The sequence below is a fragment of the Escherichia sp. WS3227_2 genome, from assembly GCF_046486495.1.
Lineage (GTDB): Bacteria > Pseudomonadota > Gammaproteobacteria > Enterobacterales > Enterobacteriaceae > Escherichia > Escherichia coli.
In genome coordinates this window covers 23,394-40,178 of the sequence record NZ_JBJQLG010000025.1, presented here as the reverse complement: position 1 = coordinate 40,178, position 16,785 = coordinate 23,394, and the positions used below count along the sequence as shown (strand labels likewise).

The 16,785-nt window shown below is 48.8% G+C and carries 20 protein-coding genes, 1 tRNA gene and 2 pseudogenes; 16 read left to right on the top strand and 7 right to left on the bottom strand.

The window, feature by feature from the left end; all coding sequences use genetic code 11:
* The 8 genes and pseudogenes from ACJHXB_RS23335 to ACJHXB_RS23300 all read left to right on the top strand — a co-directional run.
* Positions 1 to 370 (top strand): YqaJ viral recombinase family protein (locus ACJHXB_RS23335; RefSeq protein ID WP_144020029.1); only part of this gene is annotated, 370 nt, incomplete at its 5' end.
* Positions 367 to 528: a DUF1317 family protein gene (locus tag ACJHXB_RS23330; protein ID WP_000682294.1), complete on the top strand. Its 162-nt coding sequence runs from the start codon at positions 367 to 369 to the stop codon at positions 526 to 528. The genes ACJHXB_RS23335 and ACJHXB_RS23330, both read left to right, overlap by 4 nt.
* Positions 521 to 1,078, top strand: coding sequence for a phage N-6-adenine-methyltransferase (locus tag ACJHXB_RS23325; RefSeq protein WP_000129285.1), 558 nt, complete (start codon positions 521 to 523; stop codon positions 1,076 to 1,078). The genes ACJHXB_RS23330 and ACJHXB_RS23325 overlap by 8 nt, the downstream gene beginning before the upstream one ends.
* Before the next feature lie 76 nt (positions 1,079 to 1,154).
* Positions 1,155 to 1,370, top strand: coding sequence for a hypothetical protein (locus ACJHXB_RS23320; RefSeq protein ID WP_000188870.1), 216 nt, complete (start codon positions 1,155 to 1,157; stop codon positions 1,368 to 1,370).
* A gap of 98 nt (positions 1,371 to 1,468) precedes the next feature.
* On the top strand, positions 1,469 to 1,687 hold the full coding sequence (locus tag ACJHXB_RS23315) for a TraR/DksA family transcriptional regulator (RefSeq protein ID WP_000763390.1): 219 nt from the start codon (positions 1,469 to 1,471) through the stop codon (positions 1,685 to 1,687).
* A 47-nt stretch (positions 1,688 to 1,734) separates the two neighbouring features.
* Positions 1,735 to 2,013 (top strand): DUF4222 domain-containing protein, encoded by a 279-nt coding sequence (locus ACJHXB_RS23310; RefSeq protein WP_000488407.1) that lies wholly within the window; start codon positions 1,735 to 1,737, stop codon positions 2,011 to 2,013.
* Positions 1,985 to 2,050 (top strand): annotated as a pseudogene (locus ACJHXB_RS23305) (helix-turn-helix domain-containing protein); the annotation flags it as partial. The gene ACJHXB_RS23310 and the pseudogene ACJHXB_RS23305, both read left to right, overlap by 29 nt.
* A 161-nt stretch (positions 2,051 to 2,211) precedes the next feature.
* Positions 2,212 to 3,375, top strand: a complete 1,164-nt coding sequence (locus tag ACJHXB_RS23300; RefSeq protein ID WP_001299447.1) for an integrase — start codon at positions 2,212 to 2,214, stop codon at positions 3,373 to 3,375.
* Positions 3,376 to 3,390: 15 nt separating this feature from the next.
* On the opposite strand, the gene ACJHXB_RS23295 is transcribed toward ACJHXB_RS23300, so the two are convergent.
* Positions 3,391 to 3,467: transfer RNA gene (locus tag ACJHXB_RS23295), tRNA-Arg, on the bottom strand.
* 242 nt (positions 3,468 to 3,709) lie between these two features.
* On the opposite strand from ACJHXB_RS23295, the gene fimZ reads away from it, so the two are divergent.
* Positions 3,710 to 4,342, top strand: a complete 633-nt coding sequence (fimZ, locus tag ACJHXB_RS23290; protein ID WP_000805422.1) for a fimbria biosynthesis transcriptional regulator FimZ — start codon at positions 3,710 to 3,712, stop codon at positions 4,340 to 4,342.
* A 2-nt stretch (positions 4,343 to 4,344) separates the two neighbouring features.
* Here the strand turns inward: fimZ and sfmF are convergent, their stop codons facing one another.
* The 5 genes from sfmF to fimA all read right to left on the bottom strand — a co-directional run bounded on the left by sfmF (position 4,345) and on the right by fimA (position 9,985).
* Positions 4,345 to 4,860 (bottom strand): fimbria assembly protein, encoded by a 516-nt coding sequence (sfmF, locus tag ACJHXB_RS23285; RefSeq protein WP_001255236.1) that lies wholly within the window; start codon positions 4,858 to 4,860, stop codon positions 4,345 to 4,347.
* Between the two features lie 10 nt (positions 4,861 to 4,870).
* On the bottom strand, positions 4,871 to 5,878 hold the full coding sequence (fimH, locus tag ACJHXB_RS23280) for a type 1 fimbria D-mannose specific adhesin FimH (RefSeq protein ID WP_000691071.1): 1,008 nt from the start codon (positions 5,876 to 5,878) through the stop codon (positions 4,871 to 4,873).
* A 12-nt stretch (positions 5,879 to 5,890) separates the two neighbouring features.
* Positions 5,891 to 8,500, bottom strand: a complete 2,610-nt coding sequence (locus tag ACJHXB_RS23275) for a fimbrial biogenesis usher protein (RefSeq protein ID WP_001308462.1) — start codon at positions 8,498 to 8,500, stop codon at positions 5,891 to 5,893.
* Between the two features lie 30 nt (positions 8,501 to 8,530).
* Complete coding sequence (gene fimC / locus ACJHXB_RS23270) at positions 8,531 to 9,223, bottom strand: type 1 fimbria chaperone FimC (RefSeq protein ID WP_000988364.1); 693 nt, start codon at positions 9,221 to 9,223, stop codon at positions 8,531 to 8,533.
* 219 nt (positions 9,224 to 9,442) lie between these two features.
* The gene (fimA, locus tag ACJHXB_RS23265) at positions 9,443 to 9,985 is read right to left on the bottom strand and encodes a type 1 fimbrial major subunit FimA (protein ID WP_000776555.1); all 543 of its coding nucleotides are present in this window, start codon (positions 9,983 to 9,985) and stop codon (positions 9,443 to 9,445) included.
* 479 nt (positions 9,986 to 10,464) lie between these two features.
* On the opposite strand from fimA, the gene folD reads away from it, so the two are divergent.
* The 3 genes and pseudogenes from folD (at position 10,465) to ACJHXB_RS23250 (ending at position 12,174) form a co-directional block, all read left to right on the top strand.
* Positions 10,465 to 11,331, top strand: coding sequence for a bifunctional methylenetetrahydrofolate dehydrogenase/methenyltetrahydrofolate cyclohydrolase FolD (gene folD, locus ACJHXB_RS23260; RefSeq protein ID WP_000729155.1), 867 nt, complete (start codon positions 10,465 to 10,467; stop codon positions 11,329 to 11,331).
* A gap of 1 nt (position 11,332) precedes the next feature.
* Positions 11,333 to 11,545, top strand: a complete 213-nt coding sequence (ybcJ, locus tag ACJHXB_RS23255; protein ID WP_000190285.1) for a ribosome-associated protein YbcJ — start codon at positions 11,333 to 11,335, stop codon at positions 11,543 to 11,545.
* 107 nt (positions 11,546 to 11,652) lie between these two features.
* Positions 11,653 to 12,174, top strand: a pseudogene (locus tag ACJHXB_RS23250) (metal-dependent hydrolase).
* 35 nt (positions 12,175 to 12,209) lie between these two features.
* Here the strand turns inward: ACJHXB_RS23250 and cysS are convergent.
* On the bottom strand, positions 12,210 to 13,595 hold the full coding sequence (cysS, locus tag ACJHXB_RS23245; RefSeq protein WP_000912345.1) for a cysteine--tRNA ligase: 1,386 nt from the start codon (positions 13,593 to 13,595) through the stop codon (positions 12,210 to 12,212).
* Positions 13,596 to 13,768: 173 nt separating this feature from the next.
* Here cysS and ppiB point away from each other — a divergent pair, with 173 nt between their 5' ends.
* From ppiB to purK, 4 genes are all read left to right on the top strand, one after another.
* Positions 13,769 to 14,263 carry a peptidylprolyl isomerase B gene (gene ppiB, locus ACJHXB_RS23240; protein WP_000256006.1) on the top strand — a complete coding sequence of 165 codons (495 nt, stop codon included), beginning with the start codon at positions 13,769 to 13,771 and terminating at the stop codon, positions 14,261 to 14,263.
* Between the two features lie 2 nt (positions 14,264 to 14,265).
* On the top strand, positions 14,266 to 14,988 hold the full coding sequence (lpxH, locus tag ACJHXB_RS23235) for a UDP-2,3-diacylglucosamine diphosphatase (protein ID WP_000212237.1): 723 nt from the start codon (positions 14,266 to 14,268) through the stop codon (positions 14,986 to 14,988).
* A 116-nt stretch (positions 14,989 to 15,104) separates the two neighbouring features.
* The gene (gene purE, locus ACJHXB_RS23230) at positions 15,105 to 15,614 is read left to right on the top strand and encodes a 5-(carboxyamino)imidazole ribonucleotide mutase (RefSeq protein ID WP_001295318.1); all 510 of its coding nucleotides are present in this window, start codon (positions 15,105 to 15,107) and stop codon (positions 15,612 to 15,614) included.
* Entirely contained in the window at positions 15,611 to 16,678 is a 1,068-nt protein-coding gene (purK, locus tag ACJHXB_RS23225) for a 5-(carboxyamino)imidazole ribonucleotide synthase (RefSeq protein WP_000815588.1), read from the top strand. Before purE ends, purK begins: the two co-directional genes overlap by 4 nt.
* The last annotated feature ends 107 nt before the right edge of the window (positions 16,679 to 16,785 follow it).

Below are 16,785 nucleotides of genomic sequence, written 5' to 3'. Positions count from 1 at the left end.
GATCATCTATCGCGACGAAAGTATGCGCACCGCCTGCTCTCCCGATGGTTTATGCAGTGACGGCAACGGCCTTGAACTGAAATGCCCGTTTACCTCCCGGGATTTCATGAAGTTCCGGCTCGGTGGTTTCGAGGCCATAAAATCGGCTTACATGGCCCAGGTGCAGTACAGCATGTGGGTGACGCGAAAAGATGCCTGGTACTTTGCCAACTATGACCCGCGTATGAAGCGTGAAGGCCTGCATTATGTCGTGATTGAGCGGAATGAAAAGTACATGGCGAATTTTGACGAGATGGTGCCGGAGTTCATCGAAAAAATGGACGTGGCACTGGCTGAAATTGGTTTTGTATTTGGGGAGCAATGGCGATGAAGCATCCTCACGATAATATCCGGGTAGGCGCGATCACTTTCATCTACTCCGTTACAAAGCGAGGCTGGGTATTTCCCGGCCTTTCTGTTATCAGAAATCCACTGAAAGCACAGCGGCTGGCTGAGGCGATAAATAATAAACGGGGGCTGTATGACTGATTTCACCGGAAGCAATACTCCTGCCGAACATCGCGACAGCTGGCGCACACCACCAGAGATTTTTGCTGCGCTTAATGCAGAGTTCGTTTTTCAACTTGATGCTGCCGCCAGCGAAAAAAACCGACTATGTCGGCTTTTTATCTCACAGGAGCAGAACACATTAACCACTTCATGGCCTGAAGCAATGGGATATGCCTCTGGTTATGTCTGGTTGAATCCACCATACAGCAATATTTCCCCTTTTGTGAAAAAGGCAGCCACTGAAAACAAATTCAGTAGTGTGGGATGTGTAATGTTATTGCCTGCTGACACATCTGTCGGATGGTTTCATGAAGCGATACAAACCGCCAGTGAGGTCAGATTCATCACGGCAGGACGACTGGCATTTATTAACCCACTCACTGAGAAACCCGTCAGTGGAAATAATAAAGGCTCGATGCTCATTATCTGGCACCCATACCCCCGTACACACTGCCACTTTACGACCGTTGATCGTGGAGAGTTGATGGCGTTCGGCTCAAGGATTCTTGCCCGTCGGGAGGCTGCATGACAACCACGGAATGCATTTTTCTGGCAGCGGGCTTCATATTCTGTGTGCTTATGCTTGCCGATATGGGACTTGTTCAATGACACCTCAGCAGGAAAACGCCCTTCGCAGCATTGCCCGTCAGGCTAATTCTGAAATCAAAAAAGCCAGACAGCAGTTTCCGGATAAAAACGTCGATGACATTTGCCGTAGCGTACTTAAGAAGCACCGCGAAACGGTAACGCTGATGGGATTCACACCGACTCATTTAAGCCTGGCGATCGGCATGTTAAACGGCGTCTTTAAGGAACGGTGAACATGAAAAGCAAAATCATCAGGGAGCTACAGGCTCCTTTTTTATTGTTCGCATTCATCCTCAAGCGTATTAACCAACAATTCAGGGATTAATGGAAGATGGCAGACATCATTGATTCAGCATCAGAAATCGAAGAATTACAGCGCAATACAGCAATAAAAATGCGTCGTCAGAACTACCAGACTGTATCCGCAACTCATTGTTGTGAGTGTGGCGATCCGATAGATGAGCGAAGACGCCTGGCTGTTCAGGGTTGTCGGACTTGTGCAAGTTGCCAGGAGGAGATCGAACTTAAGAACAAACAATGGGGACTGTGATGGCCTCAAAGCAGCAAATTTCAACATCGTCCAACTGAGGTGTAAAAATGTTCAGAATCATTTTTCCTAACACCTGGTACGTCGACCACCACGGCACTCCCTGCAAAATCCTGCGTTCTACCCACAACAAAGTTCACTACATCCGAAAAGGCAGAACATGTATCGCCAGCATGTTCCGCTTTAATCATGACTTTGAACCTGTGAATAAAGCTGATGCAGATCGGATAGCAGAAGAGATCGAAACGGCAGAACACATTAAGAAGTTACGTGACATGCGTTCAAAAAGCAGAGGTAACCATGGAATCATACAGCCTCACACTCGATGAGGCCTGTCAGTTTCTTAAGATATCCAGACCAACCGCCACCAACTGGATACGAACAGGCCGCCTACAGGCAACACGTAAAGATCCAACCAAGCCAAAATCTCCTTACCTCACAACACGGCAAGCCTGCATTGCGGCGCTTCAGTCTCCGCTGCATACTGTCCAGGTGAGCGCGGGTGATGGCATAACAGAGGAAAGAAAATGTCACTCTTCCGCAGAAATGAAATATGGTATGCCTCGTATTCGCTCCCGGGCGGGAAACGAATTAAGGAATCTCTTGGCACAAAGGACAAGCGGCAAGCTCAGGAGTTGCACGACAAGCGAAAAGCAGAACTCTGGCGAGTAGAAAAGCTAGGGGATTTACCTGATGTCACTTTTGAAGAGGCCTGCCTAAGATGGCTTGAGGAAAAAGCTGATAAAAAATCTCTCGATTCAGATAAAAGCCGGATTGAGTTCTGGCTTGAACATTTTGAGGGTATAAGGCTTAAAGATATCTCGGAGGCAAAGATTTACTCTGCTGTAAGCAGAATGCATAACAGAAAGACGAAAGAAATATGGAAACAGAAAGTTCAGGCCGCCATCAGGAAAGGTAAAGAACTGCCTGTTTATGAACCAAAGCCAGTATCAACTCAGACAAAGGCAAAGCATCTTGCCATGATAAAGGCCATTCTCCGTGCTGCAGAACGCGACTGGAAGTGGCTGGAAAAAGCGCCTGTCATCAAGATACCAGCGGTCAGAAACAAGCGAGTCAGATGGCTGGAAAAGGAGGAAGCAAAACGCCTTATTGATGAGTGCCCCGAACCACTGAAATCTGTCGTCAAGTTTGCGCTGGCAACTGGTCTGAGAAAGTCGAACATCATAAATCTGGAATGGCAACAAATCGACATGCAGCGACGAGTTGCCTGGGTGAATCCAGAAGAGAGCAAATCAAACCGCGCCATTGGTGTGGCGCTGAACGATACCGCCTGTAAAGTGTTGCGTGATCAAATAGGCAAGCATCACAAATGGGTGTTTGTACATACCAAGGCGGCTAAGCGAGCAGATGGAACATCAACGCCTGCGGTCAGGAAGATGCGCATCGACAGCAAGACATCATGGCTATCAGCTTGTCGTCGTGCAGGAATTGAAGATTTCCGTTTCCATGACCTCAGACACACCTGGGCAAGCTGGCTGATTCAGTCAGGCGTCCCATTATCAGTGCTTCAGGAAATGGGCGGATGGGAGTCCATAGAAATGGTTCGTAGGTATGCTCACCTTGCGCCTAATCATTTGACAGAGCATGCGAGGAAAATAGACGACATTTTTGGTGATAATGTCCCAAATATGTCCCACTCTGGAATTATGGAGGATATAAAGAAGGCGTAACTGATTGAATTGTAATGGCGCGCCCTGCAGGATTCGAACCTGCGGCCCACGACTTAGAAGGTCGTTGCTCTATCCAACTGAGCTAAGGGCGCGTTGATACCGCAATGCGGTGTAATCGCGTGAATTATACGGTCAACCCTTGCTGAGTCAATGGCTTTTGATCTGGTTGCTGAACAAGTGAACGACCGCGTCTGATTTTCTGATTTATTTCGCTATAGCGGCAAACAAACGCACACCGCTGCGCGTCTGAATCAAGAAAACCCGTATTTTCATGTATCAAAGTACAATTTCCCGACCTAACGGAAAATTGTCCGATCCAATGAGACTGGTAACTATGAAACCAACGTCGGTGATCATTATGGATACTCATCCTATCATCAGAATGTCTATTGAAGTTCTGTTGCAAAAAAACAGTGAATTGCAAATTGTCCTGAAAACGGATGATTATCGCATAACCATCGATTATCTCCGAACCCGTCCTGTTGATTTAATCATTATGGATATAGACTTGCCCGGTACAGACGGTTTTACCTTCCTGAAAAGGATCAAACAAATCCAGAGCACAGTGAAAGTATTATTTTTATCATCGAAATCAGAATGCTTTTATGCTGGCAGAGCGATACAAGCTGGTGCTAACGGTTTTGTCAGTAAATGCAATGATCAGAATGATATTTTTCATGCCGTTCAGATGATCCTCTCCGGATACACTTTTTTTCCCAGCGAAACGCTCAACTATATAAAAAGCAATAAATGTAGCACGAATAGTTCAACGATCACTGTGCTATCTAATCGTGAAGTGACGATATTACGTTATCTGGTCAGCGGATTATCTAATAAAGAAATTGCCGACAAGTTATTACTTAGCAATAAAACAGTTAGTGCGCATAAATCTAATATTTATGGCAAGCTAGGTTTGCATTCAATTGTAGAGCTTATCGACTACGCCAAATTATATGAATTAATATAATATTAATTGTAATTGATCATAAATATCGCATCCGCTTTCGCCACACCAGGCTGAACACCGCTGGCTAACGCCCGATAATTGGCAAAAAAGTTTAGCGTGACATTGCCATTTGCATCTACTTCCTCAGTCGGGCTCGTCTCCCCCAGTGCGAGCCGGGAGCGATCGCTATTACGTAATTCGATGGCGACGGTTTGTGCCATTGCGGGATCATCCAGAGCCAGCAGGTTGGCATCAGATGCCGGCGTTCCCGTAAATAAAATCGCAACTGAACCCGGAGGACATCCCTCCAGCCGCAGGCTAAAAGGGACGAGTGCCGTGGTATCGCCAGCGGTCAGTAGTTGTGTCGTAGGCCATCTGCCTAAATCTACCGTCTTATCCTTATCCGCTGTGTTTACGGTACAGGAGAAATCAACAACGTTACCGTGCAAATTGATATTAATCGTTCCTAAAGGGTCAACTGCCCATCCACTGGAACTCCACAGTAGCCCGCAGAAACAGCTAAAGAGTACTCTTCTCATTCTCCGTACCTCATTGATAATCGACGCGTAAATAACCCAGCGCGCTAAACGGCCCTTCGGTCGGTTTTTGACCGGTAATACTGATAGGCCAGGCGCGAAGTGTGACATTGGCTGCCGCAGCTGCATCCAGACGGAAAGGAATAACGCTATTGAGATCGTTAGGCGTGATCGGCGTATCGTTCTGATCGGCGACAATAAAACCTAAATCCTGATTGTCCGACACCATCGCCTGACCAGAAACGGCACTGGCTTCCAGACGCATTGTTAAATAAGCCTGCGCAGCAACATTCGTACATTTGATCGCAATATTCCTGGTTTGCGGCATGACACCATTAGGTCGATTACCCGGCCCTGCCGCACTAAATAACGATGCACCGATATCACCAAAATCAAATTCAACAATTTGCCCGGCATTTAATTCGCAGTTTTGCGGTACTTCAACCCGGCCACCAAAACTAATGGTATAAACAGGTGTAACCAACGGATCGTAAGGCGTTGATGTCACATATACGGTAAACATCACCTGTCTGGGGATCTCCACCATGTTAATAAAAGGACGAATAACCTTTAAACGAAATATCAAACGAGAATCCATCACCCCGAACGGAAGGTTTTGCGAAACGTTAGGATCTGTTCCCATACGGATATAATTTTGCGGGGGAAACTGAATATCCATCACGCTATCAACCAGACTCATCGCACCTAATAGATAATCATTTAATTGCATATATTTATAATTATCGATAGTTTCCTGAACAATAAAGTTGGTGACATAACTACGGTATGTATAATTCACCAGCGTGCCGGGTGGACAAATTGCTGACACACCTACCCAGCCGGATTTTTCCGGTAAAACAACAATCTGGCCTGGCTGGTTATTGGTGCTATTAAAGACATTTGAGAGATCATAGTGTTCATCTTCTGCTACGCCAGTACTATTTGCACAAACAGTAGCCCAGGATATGTTTGCCAGACACAAACATGCCATTGCCAATAATAATCTGCAGATTATCTTCATTGATAATTTCCTTTATGAGCCAGGATGTGTGCAAACTGCCGAAATAACAGTGACGGCTTGCTGTAAGCTTTGCTTCGGCAATACATAGTGCGCAATGCAGCGTGAGTTCGCGCCGTCTCCCCACTGAACCAGTAATTCACCAGACAATGGCGCACCACTTAAATAAACTTGCCCGTCATCACCCACCATACTGGTTATTCCGGTACTGTTTTCCCGTACCAGTGATCCAAACGGCACCGGTTTTCCGCCCTGGGTAACGGTAATGAGCGCCCGCACGCCTATGCGGGTATCAAAATTGGCACGAACCAACGCGCCTTGCGTCGGCACAACGCTGCTAATATTTTTTTCAACATCGATGGAATTCCCCATCGTATTGGTATCAAGCGCGATACGGTTATACCGATAAACCGTGGCATACGGCATCACCGCATAGCCGCGCCAGTCGGTTAAAATTCCAGTTTGATTTTCAATGCGTACACCGCCTGCGCCAGGCGCTTTAATCAAAACATTGGTATCCCCTAAAGGCTGGCTCAGCGTTATACCATTTTCATGCCCGACCACACCGCCAGACAGCTGCCAGTTAACGTCATGTTGATCGCGGTCGTAGTTATACCCGACCCCCAGCGTACCGTAAGCGGCCTGCCAGTTTGCCGTGGCGCTGCCCGTATACCCATTATTCGAGGTATCGCCCTGGCTTACGTGATAACTCAGGTTGTGGCCTTCCAGTAAGGTCCCACCAACGCCTGCCAGCCAGCTATTTTGCCCGTTGCTGTTACGGTTGGCGTTAAAGGAGGCATAAGCGCGGTCGAGCGCATTTTCCCGGGTATAGCGACGTTTGGTCAGAACATTGAAAGGCACTGAAACATTAAGTCCGACAATACGTTCGTTATCGGGGATCCCTACAGATTCATTCCACGAAAATGAGAGTGAATAACTGATGCCAACCCAGCTGCTGGTATACCCCACCTGATACCAGGTATCTGAATCCGAAGTATTCCAGTATTTTTGATGGGTACCAGAGATATAAAGCGAGCCAAAGTCATTAAGTGATTGTGAAATATTTAACTGCAAACGGTCTTTACGGCTAAAGCGTAAATTGTGGTAATTCACGATTATCGGTTCATCGCGATGCTCACCGTCATAATCGTAATCATATTCGTACCCCTCCATTCGACGATACGCAACATCATCAAGGGTATAAAAACCTTGTGTCGAATAGCGGTAACCCATTAACTGAAAATTGGTGCCGAAAGTGTTCATTGATTTCGCATAGAGGAAGCGAATGGAATCCCCCTCATGACGACTGTCGTCGGCTAACTGACTGCGCGCATGCGTTACATCCAGCGACACTGCGCCCCAGTTCCCGAGATTGCGCCCCAGCCCTAATAAAAAGGCGGTGTAATTGGCAGATAATTGCGTCCCGCCGTAGGCAGTAAATTCCTGTGGTAAACCACCGAGTGCCGTGCCCTGAAAAAAGAAAGGCGACGATTGCTGACTATTACCGCTACGAAAATCGCCCGCCGTCAGGTCAAATTTGAAACGCCCTTCGCGTTGTAAAATCGGCACTGTTGAATACGGAATTGTATAATTCTGCTGATTGCCATCGCGCTCGTCGATGGTGACATCCAGATCGCCATTTGAAGATGTCGGGTGCAAATCTGTAATTTCAAAAGCGCCGGGGGAAACATAGCTTTGATAGATAATAAAACCATTTTGCCGAATCGTTAGCTGGGCCGCCGTACGGGCAATCCCACGTACCGTTGGGGCAAACCCTTGCTGGCTATCAGGATACATATTATCGGAAGAATAAAGCCGTACACCACGAAATCCAACGCCATCGAAAATATCACTTCCTGTATTGCCGTCTCCCATTACCAGTTCACTTTTCAGCGGAATAATGGCGCGCTGTACCCAGGTGCCAATATTATTCCACTGTTCTGAATGATATCCATTTCCGCGAAAATAGTTCCAGGAACCATTGTTGCGTAAACGCCACGGGCCAATATTAATCCCGCTGAGCTCACTAAAAAAATAGCTATCGTTACCATTACCTCTGTTACCGGTGAAATTATAATTCAGGAGTAAAGCAGGAATACCTTCATCCCACTCTTCAGGCGGAATGTAACCGTGAGCGCTACTCAACAACGCTATCTGAGGAATAGTGATGTTCAGGCGCATCGCTGCAAAATCAAAGTTAATTGTGGCATCAGGTACAGCTTTCAGTAAATTAATGCATTTATTATTTTGCTGCTGGGCTAACTCGGGGAATGCACTGCTATTAAGGCCAATTCGTTCAAGGAGTGCCTGATTAAAACAAGGCATTAACCCACCTGATTTATCACCTGTATTTACTGTCGTCGATTCAAATACGATATCCTGTGAACCAATGAACTCATCATTACGCCAGAGATCCACCCGATACACGCCCGCAGGTTGATGATTACCTCTCTCAAAGCGCGATAAATCAGCAACGGATGTGCCATTCTCTAATAAAAATGCCGGGTTGAAATAACTTTCCGCATAGCTTAAAAAGGAGGGTAAAATGGCAAGAGATGAATAACAAATTCCGGCCAGACACCAGGTATACCTCTGCGGAATATCCGTAGTAGTGGGTATTTTCATAATTAGCTCTGATATTGTCAGATGATTCGGTTAGTTTAAGTTCACTTCTCTGACCGGGGTTACTGAACCATAATCATTAACGGTCTGAAATTTCAGCTTTCCCTGCACTCCTGAGGGTAAGGGAATTTGTGAATTAACTCTGGGTGCAGCCATAGCATTCCCCAGTTTTTGGCTGCCCACTTGCAGGTTAACCAGGGTGACATAAAAAGGTGATGGATTATGAACATTGATATAGTTACCGGATCGCGAAAACTTGAGTGTGTCCGGCGCTTCTGCGGGTAATTCTTGTAATTGAATTGGACGGAGAAATAATTTCATGCGCGATAAAATCGCCAGTTGCAAAACATTCCTGCCGTTCAATGCATTTTTATCTACCGAAGGGATCGTCTTAACATTCATCCAGAACAAAGACTCACGATCTGCCGCCAGCGGTGGACCGGTGTAAATAATACGCAAAGTATTTTCGCTTTTGGGTTCACTAACAAACAGTGGCGGTGTAATGATGAATGACTTTTCTTTTACACCGCTGCTGTTTTCAATCCACGAATTGACCAGAAAGCGCTCATTGGTATGGCTATTTCTAATCCATACCGCAGTCTGTTTAGCATCAGCGGGATAAATAATACGCGTGGCACCTAATGCGATCCCTCCGGCAGCATGGGCGCTGGCCGAAATGATTAAATAAAATATAATGAGCATCAATAACTTTATTTTAGTCATCATAGTTAATACGCCTTGTGTATTCCTGACGGCAAAAATAAGAAATATAAAGAAATGATTGCTTTGGTTTCTTACAACACATCATTCCCTTTTCATTTAATAAAGCGGCATGATACAAAGTGAACATGATTTCGATTTACATTGCCACCATACCGCTTCAGACAACCGGTACATTACTTTGTTATAAGACGTGATATATAATTCAAAACAACGTGGTTTTGATTATTCGTATCTCATAATAAAAGTCGCGTCAGCATTTGCTTGCCCTGCTGATGCACTTGTACCGGTGCCTTTATAACGTGCAGAAAAATGAAGAACGTTGGTCCCGGGGATCAAGTTCTGGTTGGTTGAGAAGCTATTCCCATCAGGTTTGAGAATTGCGGATGTATTATCAAGTATTTCAATACCGACACCCGTTGCTGTTGTTGTATTAGTACTGGATGCAATGGCCAATAAATTATCATTGATTGCATCCGCCTGACCAGAAAATGCAACGGCAGCATTAGCGGCAACGACAGGATCGCAGTCGTTCAACTGTATAGTGAATGGAATTAATGCAGAGGTATTACCAACAGCATTGAAAATATCGGTACGATATTGACCGAGTGTGACAACCTGGTCTGCCGAGTCAGTATTCACTGAACAGGCAGCATTCACCAGTTCGCCTTCAAAGTGAATTGTACCGCCATCTACAACGGCAGCATAACTACCCGTAGCGGCGAATAGTGCGGCGGCCAGCGCAGACGAAATAAATCTTAATTTCATATATATTCCTTCAATCTCATTTATCGACTCCACATCCGTATATAACCGATTACTTTATTTAAGACACTTATAGTAGTAAATTCCTTTTTATCCTCTAAGAATGTCTTAATTGAAAATATGCACTCTATTCTAAAAAATAGAGAGCCCCGTTAGATGAATACTTCCGCGCAAAATATATTCAACACAAATATAGACCTGAAGCGGTAAATTACCAGGCTGAAAATTCTTTTTATATTGTCAGGTATTTCTTAAATTATCTTAATCCTTTGACAAGGAAATAAGTCAGTTCCAGATTTACAACGCCATCATGGACGAAAAATGAAGCTTTCAATCTCAGCGACCTCAGCGACGGTGCGCCTAACCTTCGCAAGAGGTCGCTTCACGCGATAAATCTGAAACGAAACCTGACAGCGCGCCCCGCTTCTGACAAAATAGGCGCATCCCCTTCGACCTACGTAACAGATGGAATCCTCTCTCTGATGGCAGCAAAGATTATTGACGGTAAAACGATTGCGCAGCAGGTGCGCTCTGAAGTTGCTCAAAAAGTTCAGGCGCGTATTGCAGCCGGACTGCGGGCACCAGGACTGGCCGTTGTGCTGGTGGGTAGTAACCCTGCATCGCAAATTTATGTCGCAAGCAAACGCAAGGCTTGTGAAGAAGTCGGGTTCGTCTCCCGCTCTTATGACCTCCCGGAAACCACCAGCGAAGCGGAGCTGTTGGAGCTTATCGATGCGCTGAATGCCGACAACACCATCGATGGCATTCTGGTTCAACTGCCGTTACCGGCGGGTATTGATAACGTCAAAGTGCTGGAACGTATTCATCCGGACAAAGACGTGGACGGTTTCCATCCTTACAACGTCGGTCGTCTGTGCCAGCGCGCGCCGCGTCTGCGTCCCTGCACCCCGCGCGGTATCGTCACACTGCTTGAGCGTTACAACATTGATACCTTCGGCCTTAACGCCGTGGTGATTGGCGCATCGAATATCGTCGGTCGCCCAATGAGCATGGAACTGTTGCTCGCAGGTTGCACCACCACCGTGACTCACCGCTTCACTAAAAATCTGCGTCATCACGTAGAAAATGCCGATCTATTGATCGTTGCCGTCGGTAAGCCAGGCTTTATTCCCGGTGACTGGATCAAAGAAGGCGCAATTGTGATTGATGTCGGCATCAACCGTCTGGAAAATGGCAAAGTTGTGGGCGACGTCGTGTTTGAAGACGCGGCTAAACGCGCCTCATACATTACGCCTGTTCCCGGCGGCGTTGGCCCGATGACGGTTGCCACGCTGATTGAAAACACGCTACAGGCGTGCGTTGAATATCATGATCCACAGGGTGAGTAACATGGCGACATTTTCTTTAGGTAAACATCCGCACGTTGAGCTGTGCGACTTGCTGAAACTGGAAGGCTGGAGCGAAAGCGGCGCGCAGGCGAAAATCGCGATTGCCGAAGGCCAGGTGAAAGTCGACGGTGCGGTTGAAACGCGCAAACGCTGCAAAATCGTCGCCGGTCAGACAGTGAGTTTTGCAGGTCACAGCATACAGGTTGTTGCCTGATCCCTTTCCCGGCCTGTAACAACAGGCCGGTTCTCTTTTCAGACTTTTGCCCTCTACGCCCCGTTCATCCATGCTGATAGCATCGACATTTTGCCGAAGCGACCATCATGCCAACCATTATTACGCACGCAGCCGTTCCCCTTTGCATTGCTTTAGGGTTGGGTTCGAAAGTCATCCCTCCGCGCCTGTTATTTGCCGGAATCATCCTGGCGATGCTGCCCGATGCCGACGTCTTGTCGTTTAAATTTGGCGTTGCTTACGGCAATGTTTTTGGTCATCGCGGGTTTACCCATTCGCTGGTGTTTGCGTTTGTTGTCCCGCTGTTATGTGTGCTGATTGGACGCCGATAGTTCAGGGCTGGGCTGATTCGCTGCTGGCTGTTTTTAACCGTCTCGTTGCTATCGCACAGCTTGCTGGATTCGGTAACCACTGGCGGTAAAGGCGTTGGCTGGCTATGGCCGTGGTCAGATGAACGCTTTTTCGCCCCCTGGCAGGTGATTAAAGTCGCGCCGTTTGCATTGTCTCGTTACACCACGCCGTACGGGCATCAGGTGATTATTTCTGAATTAATGTGGGTGTGGTTGCCGGGGATGCTACTGATGGGAATGTTGTGGTGGTGCAGGCGATAACCGGATGCGAAAACTCGCATCCGGCAATAGCGCAATTACTTACGACGCCAGGTGGTCCCTTGCGGGCCATCTTCCAGCACGATCCCCATCTCATTCAGACGGTCACGCGCCGCATCTGCCGCCGCCCAGTCTTTCGCTTTACGGGCATCCAGACGCTGTTGAATTAACGCTTCAATCTCAGCCACTTCACTGTCGTCTGCCTGCGCGCCGCTTTGCAGGAACGCTTCCGGTTCTTGCTCCAGCAGGCCCAATACAGCGGAAAGTTTACGCAGATGAGACGCCATTGCATTCGCCGCTGCCATATCTTCTGCTTTCAGACGGTTCACTTCACGGGCCATATCAAACAGCACGGAATAGGCTTCCGGGGTGTTGAAATCGTCGTCCATCGCTTCAATAAAGCGCGCTTCAAACGCTTCCCCACCCGCAGGCGCAACGGTTTTATCGGTGCCGCGCAGCGCAGTGTAGAGACGCTCCAGCGCCGCACGCGCCTGCTTCAGGTTCTCTTCGCTGTAGTTCAACTGGCTGCGATAGTGCCCCGACATCAGGAAGTAACGCACGGTTTCGGCATCGTAGTATTTCAGCACATCGCGCACGGTGAAGAAGTTACCCAGCGATTTGGACATCTTCTCGCGGTCAACCATTACCATCCCGGAGTGCATCCAGTAGTTCACATACTGACCATCATGCGCACAGGTGGACTGAGCGATTTCGTTCTCGTGGTGCGGGAACATCAGGTCTGAACCGCCGCCGTGAATATCAAAGTGGTTACCCAGCTGCTTGCAGTTCATTGCCGAACATTCAATGTGCCAGCCTGGACGGCCCGCGCCCCACGGCGACGGCCAGCTCGGTTCGCCCTCTTTCGACATCTTCCACAGAACGAAATCCATCGGGTTGCGTTTGTCGTCGACCACGTCAACGCGCGCGCCTGCCTGCAGCTGGTCGAGATCCTGACGCGACAGCACGCCATATGTCGGATCGGTCGGTACGTCAAACATCACGTCGCCGTTGTCCGCCACATAAGCGTGACCTTTGGCGATAAGTTGCTCAGTGAGTTCAATAATTTCTGCGATATGGTGCGTCGCGCGCGGCTCCATATCCGGGCGCAGAATGTTCAAAGCATCAAAATCTTTGTGCATTTCGGCGATCATGCGATCCACCAGCGCTACAAAGCTTTCGCCATTTTCATTGGCGCGTTTGATGATTTTGTCGTCGATATCAGTAATGTTGCGCACATACTTCAGCTTATAGCCGAGGAAACGCAGATAGCGCGCAACCACGTCAAAGGCAACAAAGGTACGCCCGTGACCGATATGACAGAGATCGTAAACGGTGATTCCACACACGTACATGCCGACTTCCCCGGCGTGAATAGGCTTAAATTCCTCTTTTTGGCGTGTCAGAGTATTGAAGATTTTTAGCATCGAAGATTCCGTTTAGACATGTGTGGGTAATTGAGTTGCGTATAATACCCATATTTCCCGCGCGAATCAGCATACATTGCGTGATGATCCGATCGTGCGGTTATGCTATAACACCACCCTATATATGACCCGAACCGGGTTGAAGCACCAATCAAACGGAACAGGATGCAAAAATGGTTACTTTCCACACCAATCACGGCGATATTGTCATCAAAACTTTTGACGATAAAGCACCTGAAACAGTTAAAAACTTCCTGGACTACTGCCGCGAAGGTTTTTACAACAACACCATTTTCCACCGTGTAATCAACGGCTTTATGATTCAGGGCGGCGGTTTTGAGCCGGGCATGAAGCAAAAAACCACCAAAGACCCGATCAAAAACGAAGCCAACAACGGTCTGAAAAATACCCGTGGTACGCTGGCAATGGCCCGTACTCAGGCACCGCACTCTGCAACTGCACAGTTCTTCATCAACGTGGTTGATAACGACTTCCTGAACTTCTCTGGCGAAAGCCTGCAAGGTTGGGGTTACTGCGTGTTTGCTGAAGTGGTTGAAGGCATGGACGTGGTAGACAAAATCAAAGGTGTTGCAACCGGTCGTAGCGGTATGCACCAGGACGTGCCAAAAGAAGACGTTATCATTGAAAGCGTGACCGTTAGCGAGTAATCGTGGCGACACTCTTTATTGCAGATCTTCATCTCTGCGCGGAAGAACCGGCGATCACCGCCGGTTTTCTGCGTTTTTTAGCGGGGGAAGCCCGCAAGGCCGACGCGCTGTATATTCTTGGCGATCTGTTTGAAGCGTGGATTGGCGACGACGATCCCAACCCACTCCATCGCCAGATGGCGGCAGCGATCAAAGCGGTGTCCGATTCCGGTGTTCCCTGTTATTTCATTCATGGCAACCGTGATTTTCTGCTCGGCAAACGCTTTGCCCGTGAAAGCGGCATGACGTTATTGCCGGAAGAAAAGGTGCTCGAACTGTATGGTCGCCGGGTATTGATTATGCATGGCGACACGCTGTGCACCGATGACGCCGGTTATCAGGCTTTTCGCGCCAAAGTCCACAAACCCTGGCTGCAAACGCTATTCCTCGCCCTGCCGTTGTTTGTGCGCAAACGCATTGCCGCGCGAATGCGAGCGAACAGCAAAGAAGCCAACAGCAGTAAATCGCTGGCGATCATGGACGTTAACCAAAACGCGGTGGTCAGTGCGATGGAAAAACATCAGGTGCAATGGCTGATTCACGGGCATACCCATCGCCCGGCAGTACATGAACTTATCGCCAATCAGCAACCTGCTTTCCGCGTCGTGCTGGGTGCCTGGCATACGGAAGGTTCAATGGTGAAAGTCACGGCAGATGACGTTGAGCTGATTCATTTTCCGTTTTAAATACCCGCAACTTTGCTGATTTCACAGCCACGCAACCGTTTTCCTTGCTCTCTTTCCGTGCTATTCTCTGTGCCCTCTAAAGCCGAGAGTTGTGCACCACAGGAGTTTTAAGACGCATGTCTTCCCGCAATAATCCGGCGCGTGTCGCCATCGTGATGGGGTCCAAAAGCGACTGGGCTACCATGCAGTTCGCCGCCGAAATCTTCGAAATCCTGAATGTCCCACACCACGTTGAAGTGGTTTCTGCTCACCGCACCCCCGATAAACTGTTCAGCTTCGCCGAAAGTGCCGAAGAAAACGGTTATCAGGTGATTATTGCGGGCGCAGGCGGCGCAGCGCACCTGCCTGGCATGATTGCCGCCAAAACGCTGGTGCCAGTGCTGGGCGTGCCAGTACAGAGCGCCGCACTGAGCGGTGTCGATAGCCTCTACTCCATCGTACAAATGCCGCGCGGCATTCCGGTGGGTACACTGGCGATTGGTAAAGCTGGCGCGGCAAACGCGGCGTTACTGGCAGCACAAATTCTTGCAACTCATGATAAAGAGCTACACCAGCGTCTGAATGACTGGCGCAAAGCCCAGACTGACGAAGTGCTGGAAAACCCGGACCCGCGAGGTGCGGCATGAAACAGGTTTGCGTCCTCGGTAACGGGCAGTTAGGCCGTATGCTGCGTCAGGCAGGCGAACCGTTAGGCATTGCTGTCTGGCCAGTCGGGCTGGACGCTGAACCGACGGCGGTGCCTTTTCAACAAAGTGTGATTACCGCTGAGATCGAACGCTGGCCGGAAACCGCATTAACCCGCGAGCTGGCGCGCCATCCGGCCTTTGTGAACCGCGATGTATTCCCGATTATTGCTGACCGTCTGACTCAGAAGCAGCTTTTCGATAAGCTCCACCTGCCGACCGCACCGTGGCAGTTACTTGCCGATCGCAGCGAGTGGCCTGCGGTGTTTGATCGTTTAGGTGAGCTGGCGATTGTTAAGCGTCGCACTGGTGGCTATGACGGTCGCGGTCAATGGCGTTTACGCACCGATGAAACCGAACAGTTACCGGCAGAGTGTTACGGCGAATGTATTGTCGAGCAGGGCATTAACTTCTCTGGCGAAGTGTCGCTGGTTGGCGCGCGCGGCTTTGATGGTAGCACCGTGTTTTATCCGCTGACGCATAACCTGCATCAGGACGGTATTTTGCACACCAGCGTCGCTTTCCCGCAGGCCAACGCGCAGCAGCAGGCGCAGGCCGAAGAGATGCTGTCGGCGATTATGCAGGAGCTGGGCTATGTGGGCGTGATGGCGATGGAGTGTTTTGTCACCCCGCAAGGTCTGCTGATCAACGAACTGGCTCCGCGTGTGCATAACAGCGGTCACTGGACACAAAACGGTGCCAGCATCAGCCAGTTTGAGCTGCATCTGCGGGCGATTACCAATCTGCCGTTACCGCAACCGATAGTGAATAGTCCGTCGGTGATGATCAACCTGATTGGTAGCGATGTGAATTATGACTGGCTGAAACTGCCGCTGGTGCATCTGCACTGGTACGACAAAGAAGTCCGTCCGGGGCGTAAAGTGGGGCATCTGAATTTGACCGACAGCGACACATCGCGTCTGACCGCGACGCTGGAAGCCTTAATCCCGCTGCTGCCGCCGGAGTATGCCAGCGGCGTGATTTGGGCGCAGAGTAAGTTCAGTTAACCTGGTGCTCATTTGATTGCCGGATGCGGCGTGAACGCCTTATCCGACCTGTGGAAACAGTGATATTTCCAGGTCGGATAATCAGCATCGCATCAGGCACAAATACC